At 37.8% G+C, this 18,623-nt stretch carries 18 protein-coding genes and 1 rRNA gene; 9 read left to right on the top strand and 10 right to left on the bottom strand.

The genetic code is table 11. From position 1 onward, the window contains the following. Positions 1-90 (top strand): 5S ribosomal RNA (rrf, locus tag ACIPKN_RS23585); the annotation flags it as partial. Positions 91-1,037: 947 nt separating this feature from the next. Here the strand turns inward: rrf and helD are convergent. Beyond that, positions 1,038-3,275, bottom strand: coding sequence for an RNA polymerase recycling motor HelD (gene helD / locus ACIPKN_RS23580; protein WP_400940847.1), 2,238 nt, complete (start codon positions 3,273-3,275; stop codon positions 1,038-1,040). 167 nt (positions 3,276-3,442) lie between these two features. On the opposite strand from helD, the gene ACIPKN_RS23575 reads away from it, so the two are divergent. Next, positions 3,443-4,162 carry a glycerophosphodiester phosphodiesterase gene (locus ACIPKN_RS23575; RefSeq protein WP_142509474.1) on the top strand — a complete coding sequence of 240 codons (720 nt, stop codon included), beginning with the start codon at positions 3,443-3,445 and terminating at the stop codon, positions 4,160-4,162. Between the two features lie 9 nt (positions 4,163-4,171). Then, complete coding sequence (locus ACIPKN_RS23570; protein WP_400940844.1) at positions 4,172-4,411, top strand: hypothetical protein; 240 nt, start codon at positions 4,172-4,174, stop codon at positions 4,409-4,411. A gap of 281 nt (positions 4,412-4,692) precedes the next feature. On the opposite strand, the gene ACIPKN_RS23565 is transcribed toward ACIPKN_RS23570, so the two are convergent. After that, positions 4,693-5,715: a DUF2804 domain-containing protein gene (locus ACIPKN_RS23565; RefSeq protein ID WP_400940841.1), complete on the bottom strand. Its 1,023-nt coding sequence runs from the start codon at positions 5,713-5,715 to the stop codon at positions 4,693-4,695. 183 nt (positions 5,716-5,898) lie between these two features. On the opposite strand from ACIPKN_RS23565, the gene ACIPKN_RS23560 reads away from it, so the two are divergent. Then, complete coding sequence (locus ACIPKN_RS23560; protein ID WP_132360098.1) at positions 5,899-6,393, top strand: amidase domain-containing protein; 495 nt, start codon at positions 5,899-5,901, stop codon at positions 6,391-6,393. A gap of 346 nt (positions 6,394-6,739) precedes the next feature. Further along, complete coding sequence (locus tag ACIPKN_RS23555; RefSeq protein ID WP_400940838.1) at positions 6,740-7,312, top strand: nitroreductase family protein; 573 nt, start codon at positions 6,740-6,742, stop codon at positions 7,310-7,312. Between the two features lie 48 nt (positions 7,313-7,360). Here the strand turns inward: ACIPKN_RS23555 and ACIPKN_RS23550 are convergent, their stop codons facing one another. Continuing rightward, positions 7,361-8,743, bottom strand: a complete 1,383-nt coding sequence (locus ACIPKN_RS23550; RefSeq protein WP_400940836.1) for a dipeptidase — start codon at positions 8,741-8,743, stop codon at positions 7,361-7,363. 287 nt (positions 8,744-9,030) lie between these two features. On the opposite strand from ACIPKN_RS23550, the gene ACIPKN_RS23545 reads away from it, so the two are divergent. Further along, entirely contained in the window at positions 9,031-9,888 is an 858-nt protein-coding gene (locus ACIPKN_RS23545) for a M23 family metallopeptidase (protein ID WP_400940834.1), read from the top strand. A 140-nt stretch (positions 9,889-10,028) separates the two neighbouring features. On the opposite strand, the gene ACIPKN_RS23540 is transcribed toward ACIPKN_RS23545, so the two are convergent. Together ACIPKN_RS23540 and ACIPKN_RS23535 are read right to left on the bottom strand one after the other, a co-directional pair. After that, positions 10,029-10,673 (bottom strand): methyltransferase family protein, encoded by a 645-nt coding sequence (locus ACIPKN_RS23540; RefSeq protein ID WP_400940832.1) that lies wholly within the window; start codon positions 10,671-10,673, stop codon positions 10,029-10,031. 18 nt (positions 10,674-10,691) lie between these two features. Further along, positions 10,692-11,489 carry a MerR family transcriptional regulator gene (locus ACIPKN_RS23535; protein WP_400940829.1) on the bottom strand — a complete coding sequence of 266 codons (798 nt, stop codon included), beginning with the start codon at positions 11,487-11,489 and terminating at the stop codon, positions 10,692-10,694. A 235-nt stretch (positions 11,490-11,724) separates the two neighbouring features. Here ACIPKN_RS23535 and ACIPKN_RS23530 point away from each other — a divergent pair, with 235 nt between their 5' ends. Further along, positions 11,725-11,928 carry a hypothetical protein gene (locus ACIPKN_RS23530; RefSeq protein WP_400940827.1) on the top strand — a complete coding sequence of 68 codons (204 nt, stop codon included), beginning with the start codon at positions 11,725-11,727 and terminating at the stop codon, positions 11,926-11,928. 314 nt (positions 11,929-12,242) lie between these two features. Here the strand turns inward: ACIPKN_RS23530 and ACIPKN_RS23525 are convergent, their stop codons facing one another. Next, a complete protein-coding gene (locus tag ACIPKN_RS23525) occupies positions 12,243-13,112 on the bottom strand; it encodes a DMT family transporter (RefSeq protein ID WP_400940824.1) in 870 nt (289 codons plus the stop codon). A 566-nt stretch (positions 13,113-13,678) separates the two neighbouring features. Here ACIPKN_RS23525 and ACIPKN_RS23520 point away from each other — a divergent pair. Continuing rightward, the gene (locus ACIPKN_RS23520; protein ID WP_132360114.1) at positions 13,679-14,227 is read left to right on the top strand and encodes an RNA polymerase sigma factor; all 549 of its coding nucleotides are present in this window, start codon (positions 13,679-13,681) and stop codon (positions 14,225-14,227) included. Between the two features lie 143 nt (positions 14,228-14,370). Next, positions 14,371-14,544 carry a hypothetical protein gene (locus ACIPKN_RS23515; RefSeq protein ID WP_400940821.1) on the top strand — a complete coding sequence of 58 codons (174 nt, stop codon included), beginning with the start codon at positions 14,371-14,373 and terminating at the stop codon, positions 14,542-14,544. A gap of 404 nt (positions 14,545-14,948) precedes the next feature. Here the strand turns inward: ACIPKN_RS23515 and ACIPKN_RS23510 are convergent, their stop codons facing one another. From ACIPKN_RS23510 to ACIPKN_RS23495, 4 genes are all read right to left on the bottom strand, one after another. Continuing rightward, positions 14,949-15,392, bottom strand: coding sequence for a MarR family winged helix-turn-helix transcriptional regulator (locus tag ACIPKN_RS23510; protein WP_142509466.1), 444 nt, complete (start codon positions 15,390-15,392; stop codon positions 14,949-14,951). Positions 15,393-15,415: 23 nt separating this feature from the next. Next, on the bottom strand, positions 15,416-15,820 hold the full coding sequence (spx, locus tag ACIPKN_RS23505) for a transcriptional regulator Spx (RefSeq protein ID WP_053484570.1): 405 nt from the start codon (positions 15,818-15,820) through the stop codon (positions 15,416-15,418). Positions 15,821-16,525: 705 nt separating this feature from the next. Further along, a complete protein-coding gene (locus ACIPKN_RS23500; protein WP_400940818.1) occupies positions 16,526-18,091 on the bottom strand; it encodes an ABC-F family ATP-binding cassette domain-containing protein in 1,566 nt (521 codons plus the stop codon). 54 nt (positions 18,092-18,145) lie between these two features. Then, the gene (locus tag ACIPKN_RS23495) at positions 18,146-18,331 is read right to left on the bottom strand and encodes an SE1832 family protein (protein WP_132360124.1); all 186 of its coding nucleotides are present in this window, start codon (positions 18,329-18,331) and stop codon (positions 18,146-18,148) included. Positions 18,332-18,623 lie beyond the last annotated feature (292 nt).

Raw genomic sequence — 18,623 nt, 5'->3', positions numbered from 1 at the left:
ACCCGTTCCCATACCGAACACGGAAGTTAAGCTCTTTAGCGCCGATGGTAGTTGGGGGCTTCCCCCTGTGAGAGTAGGACGTCGCTAGGCACCTAAAAAGTCGAGGATTTAATTCCTCGGCTTTTTTTTCTGTGAAAATAAATAATTTCTAGGCCTATTAGTATTCTAAAAATAGATGAGGATCTGTATGGAGTATTAAGTGCCAACAAGAAAGCAAGGTATCTGTTCAAGTTAACTTCGATTAAATCTTTTTTTGGTTAGACTTACTTATTCGCGGTTCTTTGCATGGCTCCTTTATGTATAGCATGTAAAACCAAAGTATTCGATGTGAAAGCGCCACAAGAGCTTTTTCTTGCCTCTTCTAGTTGATTGTACTTTAAAGCTAATGCACGACTCCGGCACTTTGAAACAACCCAAGCAGCCTTAATTTTTGAATATCAACTGCTTGGACAAAGCTCGCTTTTCAAGAACAATCCATCACACTGGCGAATGAGTATATTACCGCTCTGGCGGACAATAAAATGAAAACGGCAAAATTAGACCAAATGAAAACTTAACACGCAAACAATTTACAGCGTATATTTGAGCACTTGGTTTATAGAACGTGAAAAAGAGGGATGTAATCATATATTTGATACATCTCTCTTTTTATTGTGGATAAGTAAAAAAATAGTACAAGAAATGGCTAAGATTCCGCCATGTTTTTTACGAATGAACCGAGGATTTACAGTAAGATATTGGGGGCCTTTTTATCATAAATTTGTAACTATCTTCATATAGTATTAGTAAGCCTATGAAAGGAGTCGTTATCATGCGCATGCCGGCATTACCTAAAAAGAAGTCTCCTCCAAGGGAAGCACCAAGGTCATGGTGGAAAGTTGTGAAGGCGTACTTATCCAGAGGGAGGTTTTATCGTATACCGCCTCGGAATCGATAAATGAGTTAAATGTTCGATGCAAAAAAGTCGCTTTAATAGCGACTTTTTTATCTTCTTTCAGTAAGTGTTTTTTGCAGCGACAGTAGCGAAAGCGCAATTATTATGTCTGTTCATTTTCTAATAGAAATGTATTTTTTGTTGGGCCAATTAAATAAAGTTCGTGCATGGCTCGAGTGAGTGCCACATAAAGTAGCTTGCGATCGACCTTCGTATCGTAGAAAGGTGTATCGAAGGCAGCTACGATCACAGCATCAAATTCAAGGCCCTTTGCTAAATGACTCGGAACAACGAGCAATAATTGCTGATTGATGGACTCATTTTCAGTTAGAAGCTGAGAAGCAATTTTTTTGTCCTTTAATGCTTGCTGCATTGTTTTTGCCTCTGCGGTCGTTTTGCAAATTAAAGCAACGGAATGATGTCCATTGGCTCGAATGGCTTCAAAAATTTCCTTCATTTGCAGGGCATCAAATGATTGAGCTTGTATATAGGTAGGGACATTACCATGTCGAACTACTGGCTCTACTAATGGAAGCTGTTCATCCATTTGAGCTAAGACTTTGTTAGCGACTTCCATAATTTCAATTGTTGTTCGATAGCTTTTTTGCAGTGTTCTAAAGCTTGCTCTAGGAAATAGATTTTGGACAGGTTCCCAGGCAGTAAGAGAACGATAGCTGTGAATTCCTTGTGCTAAATCACCGACCATTGTAAACATATCTGTTTCAAGGCCAGTCTTTAAAGCAGCAAGCTGAAATAAACTATAGTCCTGTACTTCATCGATGAAAACGACTCGCATTTTCCATTCATCAGGAATGCCCTTTATACGAGCTTGTAAATAATAAATTGCAGCTAAATCTTCAAGCGCCCATTGTTCTTTAGTATGTGCCTGTAAAAATTGCTGTTGCTCAAGATAATGCCATTCTGGAGCAAGCTCTGCTAAAAGCTCAGCATTTGTTAGAAGAGTACGATAGAGAGTCTTGATGTTATGTTTAGCAAAGCGTCGCATATAAACTGTTGCTGTAGATTTTGCCTCTTTTTCAATGGCCGGAATGCGTTCATCACGTTCATCAATAAACTTCGTGACAACCCGACGCCGTTTGTCATCATCACGAAATCCATCAAGTGCTCTGCCAAGTGCTTCATCATATTTTTTATGAAGTGCATTTAAAATAGCCTGTTTCTTTTGACGAGCATGGCTTGCTAGCACTTTTTTAATATGTGCTAGTCGTTTTTCAATCGGCATATAAGAAAATTCATATAAAAATAGCTTCTTTAAATGGAATGCACGCATAATGCAGTATTTTTCTATGAAAACATCCTCAAATTGGTTGGCAATTTCCTGCTCGATTATTTGAACGTATCCTTCTATTACATCCCGATAATAAAGCGAGCCCTTCATTTCAGATATCCAAGAAGCTACCTGTTGGGGTTCTCCTGCAACAAGAGATTCTAACTGCTCATTTGGGTTTTGAAGTTTCAATTTTAGCTTCGTCGCGGCTAGAACGTAATCGGAAAAGGTTGTTTGGCAAATTTTATCGACACCAAGCTCTGGTAAAACATCACCAATATAATCGATAAATAACTTATTCGGTGCTAAAATCATAAGCTGCTCAGGGTTAAAATGCTCGCCCATCGTGTAAAGGAAGTAAGATATTCGGTGTAGGGCAATTGTAGTTTTTCCACTACCAGCAGCACCTTGTACGATAATAGGCTGACGAAGATGTGCTCGTATAATTTCGTTTTGCTCCTTTTGAATAGTGGAGACAATTTCTGTTAAACGCACATCTGCTTTTCCAGCTAACGCTTCTTGCAGTAATTCATCGTTTGTTGTTAAATCAATATCCCGTAAATCGAGCAATTCACCATCATTAATTTTATATTGGCGTTTGGCAAATAGATGTCCCTTATGGATTTCTCCACGAACATCATATTCCATATCCCCAAGGCGACCATCATAATAGACGTTTGCTACCGGTGAACGCCAATCGACTATTATAGGCTCATGGGTTTCTCGATGAAACAAAGACGTTTTTCCGATATAAAGAAATTCTTCAGGATCTCCTGTCTTTTGGAAATGAATTCGGGCAAAGTAAGGCTTTTTTTGAATAGCCTCTAAGCCTTCCTTTTGGTTTCGGGCCATTTCAAAGAAACGAGCATTTGCTAAAATATTAATATAGCCCAAACTTGAATCTAAATAATCAAGATCTGCCATTGACTTACGAATATTCTCCTGAGCAGATTGCAAACCTCTTTGTGATTCATTTAAAATTTGCTGCATGTAATTTTTAGTGTAAGCTAGCCGCTCCACTTCAGCCTGAAAATCTGGATGTTGTGCAGTCATTTTTTAGCACCTCCTAAGTACTTGCATTTTCAAATAGATTCTCATACTACTATATATAATATTTACCATCAAGTGAAATTGTAATAGGCTAATTAAGAAAGAAGAGAAATCGAAATTTTAATGGCCCACCTGAGTTGAGAGTTGGGCGAGATAGGAGGTTATCAAATTTGGATATTTTTTCCCATAGAGGCGTTTCGGCACATTACCCAGAAAACACTATGGCTGCTTTTATGGCCGCATCAAAGCTTTCGATTACAGGGATTGAACTAGATGTTCATTTAACAGCGGATAGGGAGTTAGTCGTTATTCATGATGAAACGATCGATCGCACATCTAATGGCTCTGGCTACGTAAAGGATTACACGCTACAAGAGCTCCGTGCATTTGATTATGGTTCATGGTTTTCTTCTAAATTTGAGGAGGAGAGTATACCAACTCTAGGAGATGTTTTAGAGCTATTTGCAGGCACAAATCACCGCATTAATATTGAGCTCAAAACCGATATATTTCCATATAACGGGATAGAAGCGCTTGTAATTAAGGAGGTCGCTGCATATCAAATGACAGAGAGAGTCATTATTTCCTCCTTTAATCATGAATCTATTCAGATCGTCGCACAAAGAGCACCATATATTGAAAAAGCGGCACTGTTTGCAGAAATTTTAGTTGATTTTAACTGCTATACAGCTCAAATACCGGCAGATGCTATACATGTTAGCCTACCTACAGCATTTCGGAGATCCATTCAAGAAGCTCTTAATGAAGGAGCAACTGTCCGTGTCTATACAGTTAATGATGTCGAGCATGCAAAGCAATTACAGCAGCTTGGTGTACAGGCAATATTTACAGACGACCCGGAAAAGATAGTATCTGGATTGACTGATTAGTAGGTTTGAATGGCAGGGGTGGGGATAGAAATTAGAGCGACGGAAAGAAGAGTCGAAGTGACGGGTAGAATGGTCAAAGTAAAGGATAGGAAGTCCAGAACGACGGAAAGAATGGTCAAAGTCGTGGATAGAACAGCTGAAACCGTGGATAGAACCGCCGAAATCGTGGATAGAGCAGCCAAAATAGTGGATAGCCCCAACAGAGCGAAGGATAGAAAGGCAAAAGTAGCGGTAGAAAAGTCAAAGTAAAGGATAGGAAGTCCAGAACGACGGAAAGAATGGTCAAAGTCGTGGATAGAACAGCTGAAATCGTGGATAGAACCGTCAAAGCCGTGGATAGAACAGCCAAAATCGAGAATCAGCCCCGACAGATTGACGAGGATAGAACCAGCTAAAGCGGCGGATAAAACCGCCAATCGCCGAAAAAGGCGCTATTAAGGGCTTTTTCGGATTTAACGCGCTGAGGTGTGCGAATCAGTGCGTTAAATCCTAGTATGTGAAGAGTATAGCAAGCCATTAATTTTTGGTTCTTACCACTTTGCGCGGTTTTCTTCGATACTGCCTAGCATTTGTTTGATGACAAGTGTTTCGCCATTGTCTAGTAATACGGAGCCGTCGAAATAGCCAAACATTTGATGTACTTCAGATTTTATGAGACCAGCTTTTGTGACGGATACACGCTCGAAAAATGGGGAGAATGTTAATGAAACTTGGTTCGTGAATTTAGTTTTAATTTTCCATCGTTGCATTAAATCCTCTTGATTATAATTGAACAGTACATCCTCATGTATTTTTGTCATTTTACCTTCAACGAAAACAGCATTTTCCGTCATTCCGGTTCCGTCTGTCCATTTACCCCCTAAATTGAGTCCGATTCGTCTGCCTCGAACTCGCTGTGAGGCCATTCCCCAAGTCCATGTGGATTCACGGGGCCAAACGCCACGACTGTATTCTAGGACAGAGAAGTTTTCCTCAGGAGAAAACATAAAACGGCGATTACCAATCGTCACAAACCCAGAAGTGGGGAGTATATGATGCTTACCTGTGAATTGGAATGTTTTACGGTTCCAAGGGATGACTACATTCAATGACTCATCTGTAGGCGGATGCTGAATGACAAGCTTTGCACGTAAAACATCTCCATCGAAGTCTGGGATTGAAACGGATAGATGTGTTTCATTTTGTACATATGTCATATCAATCATCATTTCACTATTTTTGAAGGATACTGAATCTAGCACCTGCGTAGGCATTTTTAACTTTCCACCCAATGGAATTGTAATTGTTTTTTCAAAGTAGCGCTGTGTTTCATATTCAAGGAAATAGACGAAGCAGACCGCTGCGTAGTCTAGATGGCTAATAGTAGCTGAGAAGATGATCTCATCGCCATAGACACACCAATAATTCCATTTCTTTTTGCGCATGATATGGCCACTTAAATTGCTGTTTATGAGAGGTTTACGAGCAAATCCAATGGCAGCTGGATTTAAATTACCTTTTTTATCGCATAAAAGAGTAGGTTGTATAATTTCTTTCTCAGCATGCTGCTTCAATTTCAACATCCCTTCTGATTCGTAATATAAAAGCCTATAATTCCTTACCCTTATTGTAGCAAAAACTATCTCAAAATTGGCAATGATAGTGCCAAATAAGACCACATTCGACATTTTTATGAATAAGGACCTAGCTAATAGAAATCCCTCATTATACATATGTTGAACTTAAGGAGGGGAAGCGTGGCAAAAATGTATAACAGACAGGCCGCTGTACAGTATGCAAACTTGTGGTGGAACAGGCGTAATCCAGCATTTCCGAATTTTACTGTTGATTGTACGAACTATATATCCCAATGTTTACTTGCTGGAGGAGCACCGATGCGAGGTGCTCCAAATAGAGGGAAAGGTTGGTGGGTTCAACATGGAAATTGGAGCTTTAGCTGGTCTGTTGCACATTCCCTTAGATGGTATTTGGAAGGCTCTACAACGGGATTGAAGGGTAGGCGTGTACAATCTGCGGAAGAATTAGAACTTGGGGATATCATTTTTTATGATTTCCAAGGGGATGGAAGAGTTGATCATTCCGTAATTGTGACAAGTATCCAAAATGGTATTCCATATGTTAATGCACACACTTCAGATAGCATTAATCGACCGTATTTTTATGAAGATTCAACGGCTTATACGCCAAGCATGACTTATCATTATATTCATATAGAAGATAGTTTTGCTTAAGGTGATAGTAGTGTTAAAGCTCATTATTTTGTGATAATGTGAAAGAGAGAAGATATTAATTTTGCCTTGGCGTAATTGCGTCCGGATTTTGAATTGTGATTACAAAATTCGTGACATCCGCCGGAGGCTTTATCTTCATTCAGTAGGTATGTGGACACCAAATAAAGGAACTATATCTGAATTTATCTCATCACTTTCAGAGAAGGGAGTCTAGTCTTCTGTACCTGTCGCTTTGCTTTCGGTACAAGAGAGATTTGTAACGGCCGTTTCACTTACGTTACATAAAACATTTGCTGAATGAAGATAAATCTTAATTATTGTAGTGTTTAGAAGGAGATAAGAGTAAATGAGCGAACAAATTTTATCTGTTAGGGATGCGATTATTGAGCGTCGATCTATTAAAAAGTTTAATGGACAGCCGGTAGATCGTGAAGACTTATTGGCCATTATTGACGATGCAGTGTGGGCACCGAATCATGGAAATCGAGAGCCTTGGCGTTTAGTTGTTGCATGTGGTAAGGAGTTAGATGGTCTTCATAATTTATTGCGTGATCTAACGATACCGAAATGGCAGGAGCTTTCAAGTGAAGATTTAGCGAAGCAAATGACGAAATTTACATTACCGGGTGGCTATGCTTTTGTCATCGTTCCAGAGGATGCTCGACAAAAAGAGCGTTTAGAAGATTACGGAGCGGCAAGTATTTTTATTCAAAATATGCAATTGCTAGCTTGGGATAGAGGAATCGGCTCATGTTGGAAAACACCTGGGTTCCTAGATAACCCGAAATTCCGTGAAGCTCTAAAGATTCAGCCAGGTGAGCGCGTGATCGCGATGCTACAAGTTGGCTATTTTGATGAAGTACCAAAAGGGAAAGAACGTAAAAAATCAGTAGATATCGTTTCAATTTTTGGAGAATAACAAAAGTAAAATCCCCTCGTTTAAAATAGACGAGGGGATTTATTTAATTTATTTTTGTAATTCAGCTACCTCGAATAAATAATCACTTAAAACGCGTAATCCTTTATCGAAGTTTTCTAAATGGAAGTGTTCATTTGGTGCATGGAAGTTTTCGCTTGATAAGCCGAAGCCCATTAGCACTACTGGCAATTCTAAAATTTCATCAAAGGCAGCTACGATAGGGATTGATCCACCTCCACGTGTGTAAGCAGTTGGCACATTATATACTTTTTCGTATGAGCGGCCAGCAGCTTGGATAAATGGATGATCAAATGGTGTTAAGAATGGGCGACCTTTATCGAATTCAGAGATTGTCACTTCAACGCCAGTTGGCTTATGTTTTTCAATATGTGCTTTTAATAGTGCTACAATTTCATTAGGCTCTTGATTTGGTACTAGACGGCATGTGATTTTTGCGCCAGCCTCAGCAGGAAGCACTGTTTTAATGCCTTCGCCAGAGAAGCCACCAAACACACCATTGATCTCTAATGTTGGGCGTGCCCAAGTACGTTCTAAATAGGAATAACCAGCTTCACCGAATAATTCTTTCACGCCAACTTCTTCCTTCACGGATTCTTCATCGAAACCAAGCGCACGGTAAGCTTCGCGTTCCTCTTCCGATAATGGTAAAACTTTATCATAGAAGCCCTCAACTTGAATTGTGCCATGCTCATCGCGGAAGGATGCTAAAATGTCAGCTAATGCATGAATAGCGTTTTGGACACCGCCACCGTAAAGACCAGAGTGAAGGTCGCCTTTTGCACCACGAACATCAATTTGAACACCTGTTAAGCCACGTAATCCATAGCATACAGCAGGCTTACCAGGGCCATATAAACCTGTATCAGAAATCAAAATTAGATCAGCAGCTAGTTTCTCCTTATGTTCTTCAACATAGGCAGGAAGGTTAGGACTACCAATTTCTTCTTCACCTTCATAGATGAATTTCACGTTCACTGGTAAAGTGCCAGTTGTTGCAAATAATGCTTCAATCATTTTTAAGTGCATAAACACTTGCCCTTTATCGTCACTAGCACCACGAGCGAATAGTTTGTTGTCTCGGATTGTCGGGTTGAATGGCTCTGTTTCCCATAAATTTAGTGGGTCAACCGGTTGTACATCATAATGACCGTAAAATAGAATTGTTGGTTTATCCTCTGCGTGTAACCAATCCGCATAAACAACAGGGTGACCTGCAGTTTGCGTAATAGAGACATTCTCAAGATTTAGCTTTTTAAAAGCATTTGCTAGCCACTCAGCGGCATTTTGTATATCTCCTTTATGCTCTGATAAAGAACTAATACTTGGAATACGTAAAAATTCATTTAATTCATTTAAATGTGTTTCGCGATGTTCTGAGAAATACGCATCTAATTGCTGTAAATTTGTCATCTAGCATCCCTCTTTTCAAATATTTCGATAATAGAAATAGTATAGCATAATGTGGTTGGGGAATCTTGTTATAGCAATGGTTTCTAACGTTTCTCTTAATGCGTAGCCTCACAGATGGGCCCTGCAGTGAAGCGGCTCACGGACGCCCCAAGGAAAGCGCCCAGTCGGAACGGAAATCAACACCACGTTATGGCGATGAGAAAAAAAGTAGTTATTGAAACTTTTTGTAATTAAACCTCGTAAATACAATTAAATGTTTTATTTATACATTAATGGGGGTTGTTGTCGTGAGGGAGTTCGGTAGTCCAGAAGAAGTCATAGATATTTGGTTAAGAGAAGGTTACGAAAAAATTTATGATACTACATCAAAAGACTTTCAGCAGATCGTCACTTTAGAACAATTCATTGAGCTAAGCACATCTTTTAATAGTGGCGTGGAAAATTATCAATTAGAAACAAAGACGATATTACAAAATTTAACACATTACGTATGGTCAGATGATAAACGAGAGAAAGTAGTTGTAGCTTCCTTTGATGAACTCAATCAAATACAGCGTTTTTATTTAAAGCCTTTTACTACATATCCAAAAACGGACCAACAATATACGAAAAATAAATACATAATGCCAATTAGAGATGAGTGGTTTGTTGTTTGGGGTGGTACGAATGAATTTGTAAATTATCATTATGTATATGAAAGTCAGCGATATGCTTACGATTTAGTAAAAGTTCGAGATGGGGAATCTTATCAAAATAGCCAAATTCGAAATGAAGATTTTTATGCTTTTGACGAAGATCTTATAGCGCCAGCAGATGGTAAAGTCGTAAAAGTTGTAGATGGAATAAAAGATAATGTGCCTGGTGAAATGGATGAACATAATCCAGCAGGAAACTATGTCGTGATTGAACATGCTAATCATGAATTTAGTATGATTGCACATTTTAAAAATAACTCAATTTTAGTAAAATCAGGCGATAACGTAACAGAAGGGCAACTTATTGGGAAATGTGGAAACTCTGGTAATTCATCAGAACCTCATATTCATTTTCAGGTAATGGATTCCCCTGATCTGGTATATGGAAAGTCCATTCGTATTCTTTTTAAAGATGGTAAGGAGCCAATACAAGGGGATACGGTATCTTAAACATACGAAGCGTCAGTTACAGTTGTTATATGTAGCTGACGCTTTGCTTTCGCTACATATAACATTTTCTGAAAGAAGTTAAAAAAGATCACCATACAATAGATGATCTTGAATACTCCGTTCTCAGAGTTTGTTGCTATTTACCAAATAAAAGGAACTAGTTTTTTAGTTGTCTGCTTATATAGTGTAAATTGTTCTCCGTACTTATTTTGTAAGTAATCATCAGATTTTGGAATATAGCCAAAAACAAATACTAAGAATAAACCTAGAGGGATAAGCAAACTATAAATATTGTTAGAGATTAGCGCTAAGCCTAGTACCCAAAGGCAATCTCCAAGATAATTAATATGAATCGCATATTTAAACAAACCATCTGTATATAGTTTACCTTGGTTTACAGGATTATCTTTAAAAGGTTTTCTAAGTAACTCTGAAATTGTGTTTAACATACTGCCGCCTAAAAATAATATCCAGCCTACAATAAGTACCGTTAAGTTTGCATCCTGATTACTTGTAATCATTAAAATGGGGAAACCTAAATAATAAATCCCAAAAGCTATACTGTTCATGATGGCTTCTTGCCATGCAATACCCCTAGGCAACCATATAAACATCATAGCTGTTAATCGTAAAGCTGTAATAATTAAAGCAATAAAAAACCCTAGTGAAATGCCAGATTTGTCATAGGTAATGAAAAGTAAATAATAGGCAATGATTAAATAGATAATCTCAGCAACTAAAATCAAGATTTTTTCTTTTATCGTTGGTTTTTTTATACCGTACATTGTATGACGCTCCTTCATTTATTCTATGGGAAAATATACTTCAATGATATTACTCTCCTCCGGTGTGCTATAGGGGTCCGTTTGATAAACTTCAAACGGAGCACCGTTCAGTTTAAAGTTATTTTCATCAATCCAAACATGCAGCTTTGTATGAATAGAAGGTAATTCATCGTAAGATCCAATAAGCGTAGCCATTGCGCAAAGACCAGGATTAAGCACCCTTGTTTTATTTGTGGCCATTGCAAGGGGTATCGCAATTTCTACATCATAATTTTCAGGTTCATATTCTGAACTATGGAAAATAGCAAGTGGCTTTGCAATAGATGATAAATTTTCAAACAAAATTTTGCTAAACAATTCATTAAAGTGTAATAGAAAATCAGCGGTATTTATTTGTTTTCGTTGAGATAATATATGATAGGTTAAGTGGTCCACAAGTTTAACCTCAATCTGATCTAAATAACCCATGATATTTTCCTCTTCTTCTAATAGTTGAATATCATGCTTTAATTTTTTTAACAACGAAGAATAAAATGTAATCTGCTGTGTCAGATTTTCTTGCTTGCTTTTCATTTTAGAGTTAAGAAGTTCGGTATTCTCCCGGTTAGCTAAAATAACCTTAATTTCTTCTAATGAAAATAAATAGCTTTTTAAGCGTGCAATCAATAAAGCTGTTTCTAATTGAGAAATATTATAATAGCGATAGTTGTTTTTAGCGTCTATGAAAGCAGGTTTTAAAAGTCCAATTTCATCATAATAACGAAGAGTCTTCAATGTGAAATGTGAGATCTTTGAAAACTCACTGATTGTAAGCATAACAATCACCCCCTGTTTTAAATATAATGCTTCCTCTAAGGGGAGGGTCAATCAATGTAGCTAAATTTTTTTATCGTCCCAAATGGATTACGAGACTGAGTCAGGAATAATTTTTTTGGATTCGATTTAAAATCAAGTTGGGTATACACTTAACAGGTGTTAATTTACAAACGAGTATAATTATATTGTTTAAAAATTTCGACTTTTTAGTTTTGTGTTGATAAGGGATTTTTAAATGTCTTCTACTACAACTGTTTTCGAAAAGTATGGAATGGTTGCAACGCTAGGATTTTTTAGTGATCAAGGTATTCAAAGGTTTATGGCCAATTTAATTATGGCGAATTTAGGTTATATACACTTAGGTCAAAGTTTAGACACCTTTTCGGGTGGGGAGCTTAAAAAGGGTAAAAATGGCAAGAATATTGGGCGATCCAAGTAATGACCTTATTGTGTTGGACGAGCCGAGTACAGGGTTGCACGAAGCTGACATTGACAATTTATTAGTGTTGTTTAAAAAACTTTTAAGTAAAAAGAAAACATTAATTATGTTCCAACACAATGGATCGTGGATATGGGGATAGAGGGTGGAAACTTAGGAGGAAATGTTCTTTTTGAAGGTTATCCTATCGATTTATTGGATATAGAAAACTCATATACAGCAAAACACTTACGACGTTATGTGAAATAAAGTAGAGTGATCTTCAGCAACATAAAAGAAGCTGAATGAGAGAGATCATTCAGCTTTTAGTATGTTTATTCACGAATAACCAATAGTACACCACTAAAGATTAATGCAGTTCCAGCCCAAAAGGATAGGCCAATTTGTTCACCTAGTAATAGCCATCCTAGGAAGGTACCGACAATTGGTTGAAAGAAGAAAAATAAACCACCACTTGCGGCATTAAGCATCTGTAATCCACGATTCCACAGTAAAAAGCCACACGCTGTAGAGATAACGCCTAAGTAGAGTAGGCCACCCCAGATGGATGGTTCTGCCATAGCGTGTAAGTCTAATTTTATTAGTCTTGGAATGGCTAAAGGTGTTAAGACCATGATAGCGACAAGTGTTCCGTAGCTAGTGACAACGATTTGTGAATACTGCTCTGGTACCCGTTTAATAAGGACAGACATCAGTGACCAGGTTAGGGCAGCGATTAGTAAAGCAACCCCACCTAACTGATGGGAGAAATCGATATGTGCATTACCTACGATCATATAGACTCCAAACGTCGCTAAAATAATAGATACAGCTTTTTTAAAAGTGATTTTTTCTTTTAAAATGAATCGCGCAAAAACAACCATAAATGCCGGTGTCGTTGCTGTAATGATGGCGCCCATTTGTGCAGTAGACAGCATAGTACCAATTTCTTGGGCAACGATAGAAATCGTATTTCCAATTAGCCCAATCATAAAAATTAACAGCCAGTCCCGCTTATCAATTTTCCACGATTGCTTTGTAATAGTGCCAATGATGAACAAAGCGATGATGGCAATCGTATAGCGCAGCCATACTAATTCTAAAGGTGGTACGGTATCGACAACTACCTTTACTACTACGTACATGCCGCCCCAAATGCTTGCAGCAAGTGATAAATATAAGGAACCTAATAAGGTTTTTTTCATTTTTTCCCCTCCGTTATCTCTAGACAATGCCTGTCCTTAACGGAGAAATGATGATTCTCCGTTAAGGGAGAATAACTTCAGGTACATCGTGTTCAAATAATGGTGAGAAGATCATAATAGCCAGCTCCTTTTTATATTATTTCATTTATCATATAACATTTTTTTGAATTTGATTAGAAAAAAATGGTCTGAACCCGGTGAACTATCGAATTTCCGAACGAAAAAGCCCATGAAGCAAAGAACCGCACTCAAGTTGTTGCTTCTGCCTTTCGATTGGGGTTGCTGAATTAAGTGTTTAAAATGTATGAAAAATCTGATTTCCTTCGCGCTGGGAAATTTAAGGGAATACTATTGTATATTCAATAAAAAAGAAGGGGGAAGGGCGTGTTATAAAGCTTTTCTCTGAATAATAAATATAGTAATAAAACATTATTTACGAATATTACAAGTGAAAGCATTTAAGCTTACACGATTGTAATGTAATTGAAAGCCAATACGATAGAGTGTAATACATTATTTTGCGAGAATGTGTATAGAAGCAAGAACAAGAAGCGGAGGAATACACGATGAATGAAAAATTAGAAGGCGTATATGAGGAATACAATCGTTACATATACCATTTATGTTTAAAACTTACTCGCAATAATGTAGAAGCTGAAGATTTAATGCAAGAAGTATGGGTAAAAGTTGTGCGCTATGAGGATAGCGTTGCCGAGGTGGAGCATATTAAAGCTTGGCTAACAACAATTACAATGAATACATTTAGAGATCGCTACCGTAAAAAAACACGACGTAGTAAATACATGATGAACCAACCTGAAACATTAGACGTACCGATATTAGATTTGGTTCCCAATAATGACATTTCAACAGAAGAAAAAATTGAAAAAGATATTGTTACTAAATTAGTACAGGATAAAATGGGTCAATTAGATACAATTTATCGTAAAACATTATGGTATTTCTACATAGACCAATTTTCACTTGCGGAAATCTCTTCAATTATGAAAGTTTCAATTGGGACTGTGAAATCGCGTTTATTCCGTGCAAAAGCTCGTTTAAAAGAAATGCTAATGGCCGATGCATCCATAGTAGAGTCTGTGCTGCCAGCATAACTAAATGCATTGGTCGCACTAGCATAATTACTTAGACGGAAGTATTCGCCCGGCCAATCCAATCCAAGAAAAGATGCATTGCAAAATTATTTTGCGATGCATCTTTTTTTGATGGATTTTTATAGCCTGGAGGATGAACATCGATGGTGGTAAAAGTTGGTATAAAGGGGGACATCGCTGATAGAAGAGTAAGAATCGCTGATAAATCCTCGTACATCGCTGATAGAAGAGTAAGAATCGTTGATAAAGCATCGAATATCGCTGCTAACAGTGCTAGAAACGCCGGTAAACCGAGTCAAATCTTTAATATTGTGTAAGATTCTATACAAAGTTTTTCAACCCTGATTTTATTTTTTCTAAATTTTCCAGCTTATGTTGGAATTCGCCGCTAAAACTGTGAATAGCGCCGCCAACTAAGCAAAGAACGCCGCTAAACCATAGAGTTGCGCCGCCAACCAAGCAAAGAACGCCGCTAAACCATAAAGTTTCGCCGCTAACAAGCAAGAAACCCTGCTAAACCTCGAAATCCCACCGTTAGGCACAAGACTTTAGTCAAGTCACTTTGTCTGTTCTATCCATCACTCCGGGAGTTATTTCCGTCAAAACCTCAGACACCGCTGATAAAGCGAAAGGGGGAATTACCGTAAACTAGCCCAAAAAGAAAAACACCGTAAAAAGTTAGATTGCATGTCTAACTTTTTACGGTATGAAAATGAAGCGTTTACTCATGTCGATTAGGTTCAGCGTTGAGTAATTTTGCAAAAATATCACGTAATGTTTGTACTTCCTCAGCTGACAGCATACCAAACATATTTTGTATAATTGCGCTAACTTGCTGGCGGGAATCTTCTAAAATATTTTCGCCATCAGCAGTAATTTTCAATTGGGATGCCCGTCGATCCGTTGCATGCTGTGTTTTTTCAATAAAGCCAGCATTAATGAGCTTACTTGTTAAAACAGTGACACCACCTGTCGTCACTTTTAACCGATCAGCAATGGCAGAAGGGCGTTTTGGTCCCTCCTGCGATAAGTAGTCTAAAATTAAAATATGGGATTTTGAAAAGCCGAGTACATTATGATTATTCCACTCGTTTGCCCACTTACGCTCTATGGAAGATACTACTTCAAACAACGAGGTAATGGCTCTTTCTTTTTCTTGATCCATATAAGGTCAACTCCAAAACTGTTTTAACTTTCTTGTGCCAATCTTGTCATCGCGTTTAACTCATAAGCACGTACTCTTCGTGGAATAAAACGGCGAATGTCCATCTCATTGTACCCAACTTGAATACGTTTTTCATCAATTAAGATTGGGCTTCGTAACATTCTTGGGTGAGCTTGGATGATGGCAAACAACTCTTGGATAGAGAGCTGATCAATATCAACATTTAAATTTTTAAAATCATTTGAGTTAGTTGCAATGATTTCGTCTGTTCCATCTTCTGTCATGCTTAAAATTTCTTTAAATTCAGCAAGTGTTAGTGGATGTGAAGTAATACGTTTTTCTTTATATTCGATTTTGTGATCTTTTAACCATTTTAATGCTTTTCTGGATGAAGAACAGCTCGCTTGTGAATAAATTGTAACTGTCATTCTTCATTCCCCGCTTTCTTTTTTAGAATTATATTTAATATATATCTTATTAGTAAGTTAATTAGGTTATACATATATCTTACTAGTAAGCTATATATAAATCAATAGTTTTTTGAAAATTTTTAAACAGAAATGAATTTTTTCTACTACACTAAAATATACGCACAAAAGAGCGAAAAGTTTCGCGAATTCAGCTTACAATGATGTAAGTTTACTCAATTAATAATAGAAGCTCATAGAAAAAAGAGAGCTGTTCTAATATAGAGAGAAATAGTCTGATTTGAAGGAGATAGTTATATTGTTAATCCACTGATTATTATTATGATTTAATGCAGGTTTTTATGCATAGATAAATAAATTTTTATGTCGGTGCTGAGAAGAGGGCTGTTTTCAGGCTTGAATGGGCAAGGGAACTGCTCAGGTAGGTCAGAGAATAGATTTAGTTGGACAAGGAACAGATCTGGTAGGCCAGGGGACCGCTCGTGTTTGCCAAGAAACCGCTCTGGTAGGCAGGGAGCAGATCGGATTTGCCAAGAAACCGCTCAGGTAGGCCGAGGAACTTAATCAGACAGCTCAAAAAACCACTCATGTAGCTCAAAGAACCACCAAATTGCTACAATCGACACTCGATTTCCAGTCAAAAAAGAGGGCAGTCCCGATTTGATCCATGAATCACAGCGGTAACTGCCCATATTGATAATATTTCTAGCTTTGTTGTCCTGAAGTAAACCAGTCTTGGACATTCCAAACCTTTGTTGCTAAACCTTCATAGAAATCAGGTTCATGGCTTACTAGTATGATTGTGCCTTTAAATTCTTTCATGGCACGTTTTAGCTCATCTTTTGCATCGACATCCAAGTGGTTTGTCGGTTCGTCAAATAGAAGCCAGTTTGCTTCATCCATCATGAGCTTACATAAACGAACCTTTGCTTGCTCACCACCAGATAAAGAATTAAGAGGGCGAGTAATATGCTCCGTTTTTAGTCCTGAGCGTGCTAATGCTGCACGTACTTGTGCTTGCTCCATAGAAGGGAAGGCATTCCATACGTCATCAATAGGTGTAATTTTTTCAGCTTTTACTTCTTGTTCGAAGTATGATGGGTAAAGATAGTCACCACGAATTACTTTTCCATCTAGCGGATTTATTTTGCCTAACATTGTTTTTAATAATGTTGATTTACCAACACCGTTCATACCAACTAGAGCAATTTTTTCCCCACGCTCAATAGCAAATGTAAGTGGAGGAAGTAACGGCTTATCCTTGTCGTAGCCAATGACTAAGTTTTCAGCCTCTACTACATAACGACTTGAAGAACGTGCCTCTTTAAAGCCGAATTCAGGCTTTACAGCTGTTTCAGGACGATCGATACGCTCTAAACGGTCAAGTTGCTTGGCGCGAGATTTTGCACGACCAGTAGTTGAGTAGCGAGCTTTATTTTTCGCAATGAAATCCTCTTGTTTTTTAATGAACTCCTGTTGTTTTTCATAAGCATCAATATGCTGGCGCTTATTGATTTCAGCAAGCTCTAAAAACTTTTCATATGTCGCTGTATAGCGAGTTAATTTTGAAAATTCTAGTTGGAAGATAACATCCACCGTGTTGTTCATAAACTCGGTATCATGCGAAATTAATAAGAAAGCATGTGGATAGTTCTTTAAATAGTTTTTCAACCATGTAATATGCTCTTCATCTAGATAGTTCGTCGGCTCATCTAGTAATAAAACTTTTGGTTTTTCAAGTAATAGCTTAGCTAGTAAAACCTTTGTACGTTGACCACCTGAAAGGGCAGCAACATCACGTTCTAAGCCAATTGCATCAAGACCAAGACCGCGTGCAACCTCTTCAATTTTCATATCAAGAGAATAGAAATCTCCTGCGTCCAGAGCATCTTGCACTTCAGCCATTTGCTCTAGTAAATCTTCTAATTCTTCAGGTGTTGCTTCAGCCATTTTTCCTGTAATTTCATTAAGCTCTTCTTCTTTTTTATATAAAGGAAGAAATGCGTCACGTAATGCATCACGCATAGTTCGGCCAGCTGTCAATACAGTGTGCTGATCTAAATAGCCGTAATGCGTTCCTGGAAGCCATTCAACTTTACCAGTATCGTGGATTGTTTGGCCTGTAATGATGCCCATTAATGTTGATTTACCAACACCGTTTGCACCTACAAGACCAATATGATCACCTTCAACTAGACGAAAAGAGACATCTTTAAAAAGCGTGCGGTCACCGAAAGAATGACCTAAATTTTCAACTGTTAATATTGCCATATACGTTCCTCCGAGAGAGCGGCCTAAGTTTTTTTATGACCGCCGATATCATTTTTATAGTTCTGCTAATTGTTTATTTAATTGCGCTAGCGTTGCTTCCATATTTGCAAGACGTTGCTCTGCTTTTGCTACTTGATCATTATGACCTGTAGATTCAAGCTTTTCGATGTCGCCTTGTAAATTCATATAATCCATTTTTAATTCTCTAATTTGATATTCAATATCACTTTTTGATGGCATGATGACTGCTCCTTTATGTGTTTAGTTGTATAACGAATGCGTATCAATTATGCCTCGGCATAATTGTGTCCGGAATCGGCTTTGTGTTCGATTCCGTGACATCCGCCGGAGGCTTTAACTTCTTTCAGCGGGTGTTTGGACACCTGCTGAAAGAAGTAAAAGCGATGGAGGTTTTTTAATCCCCCACCGCTTATTAGTTACTATCAATCGGGTACTAATGTTGCTTGAATTCACTTCTATAATTAAAGATGAAATTCTTCTACATTGTATCATATCCACCTTCAAAGAATCA

The sequence above is a fragment of the Lysinibacillus sp. NPDC086135 genome (assembly GCF_044746345.1).
Classification (GTDB): Bacteria; Bacillota; Bacilli; order Bacillales_A; family Planococcaceae; genus Lysinibacillus.
Note: the sequence above shows the minus strand (reverse complement) of the source record. Positions and strands in the feature narration are given on the sequence as shown.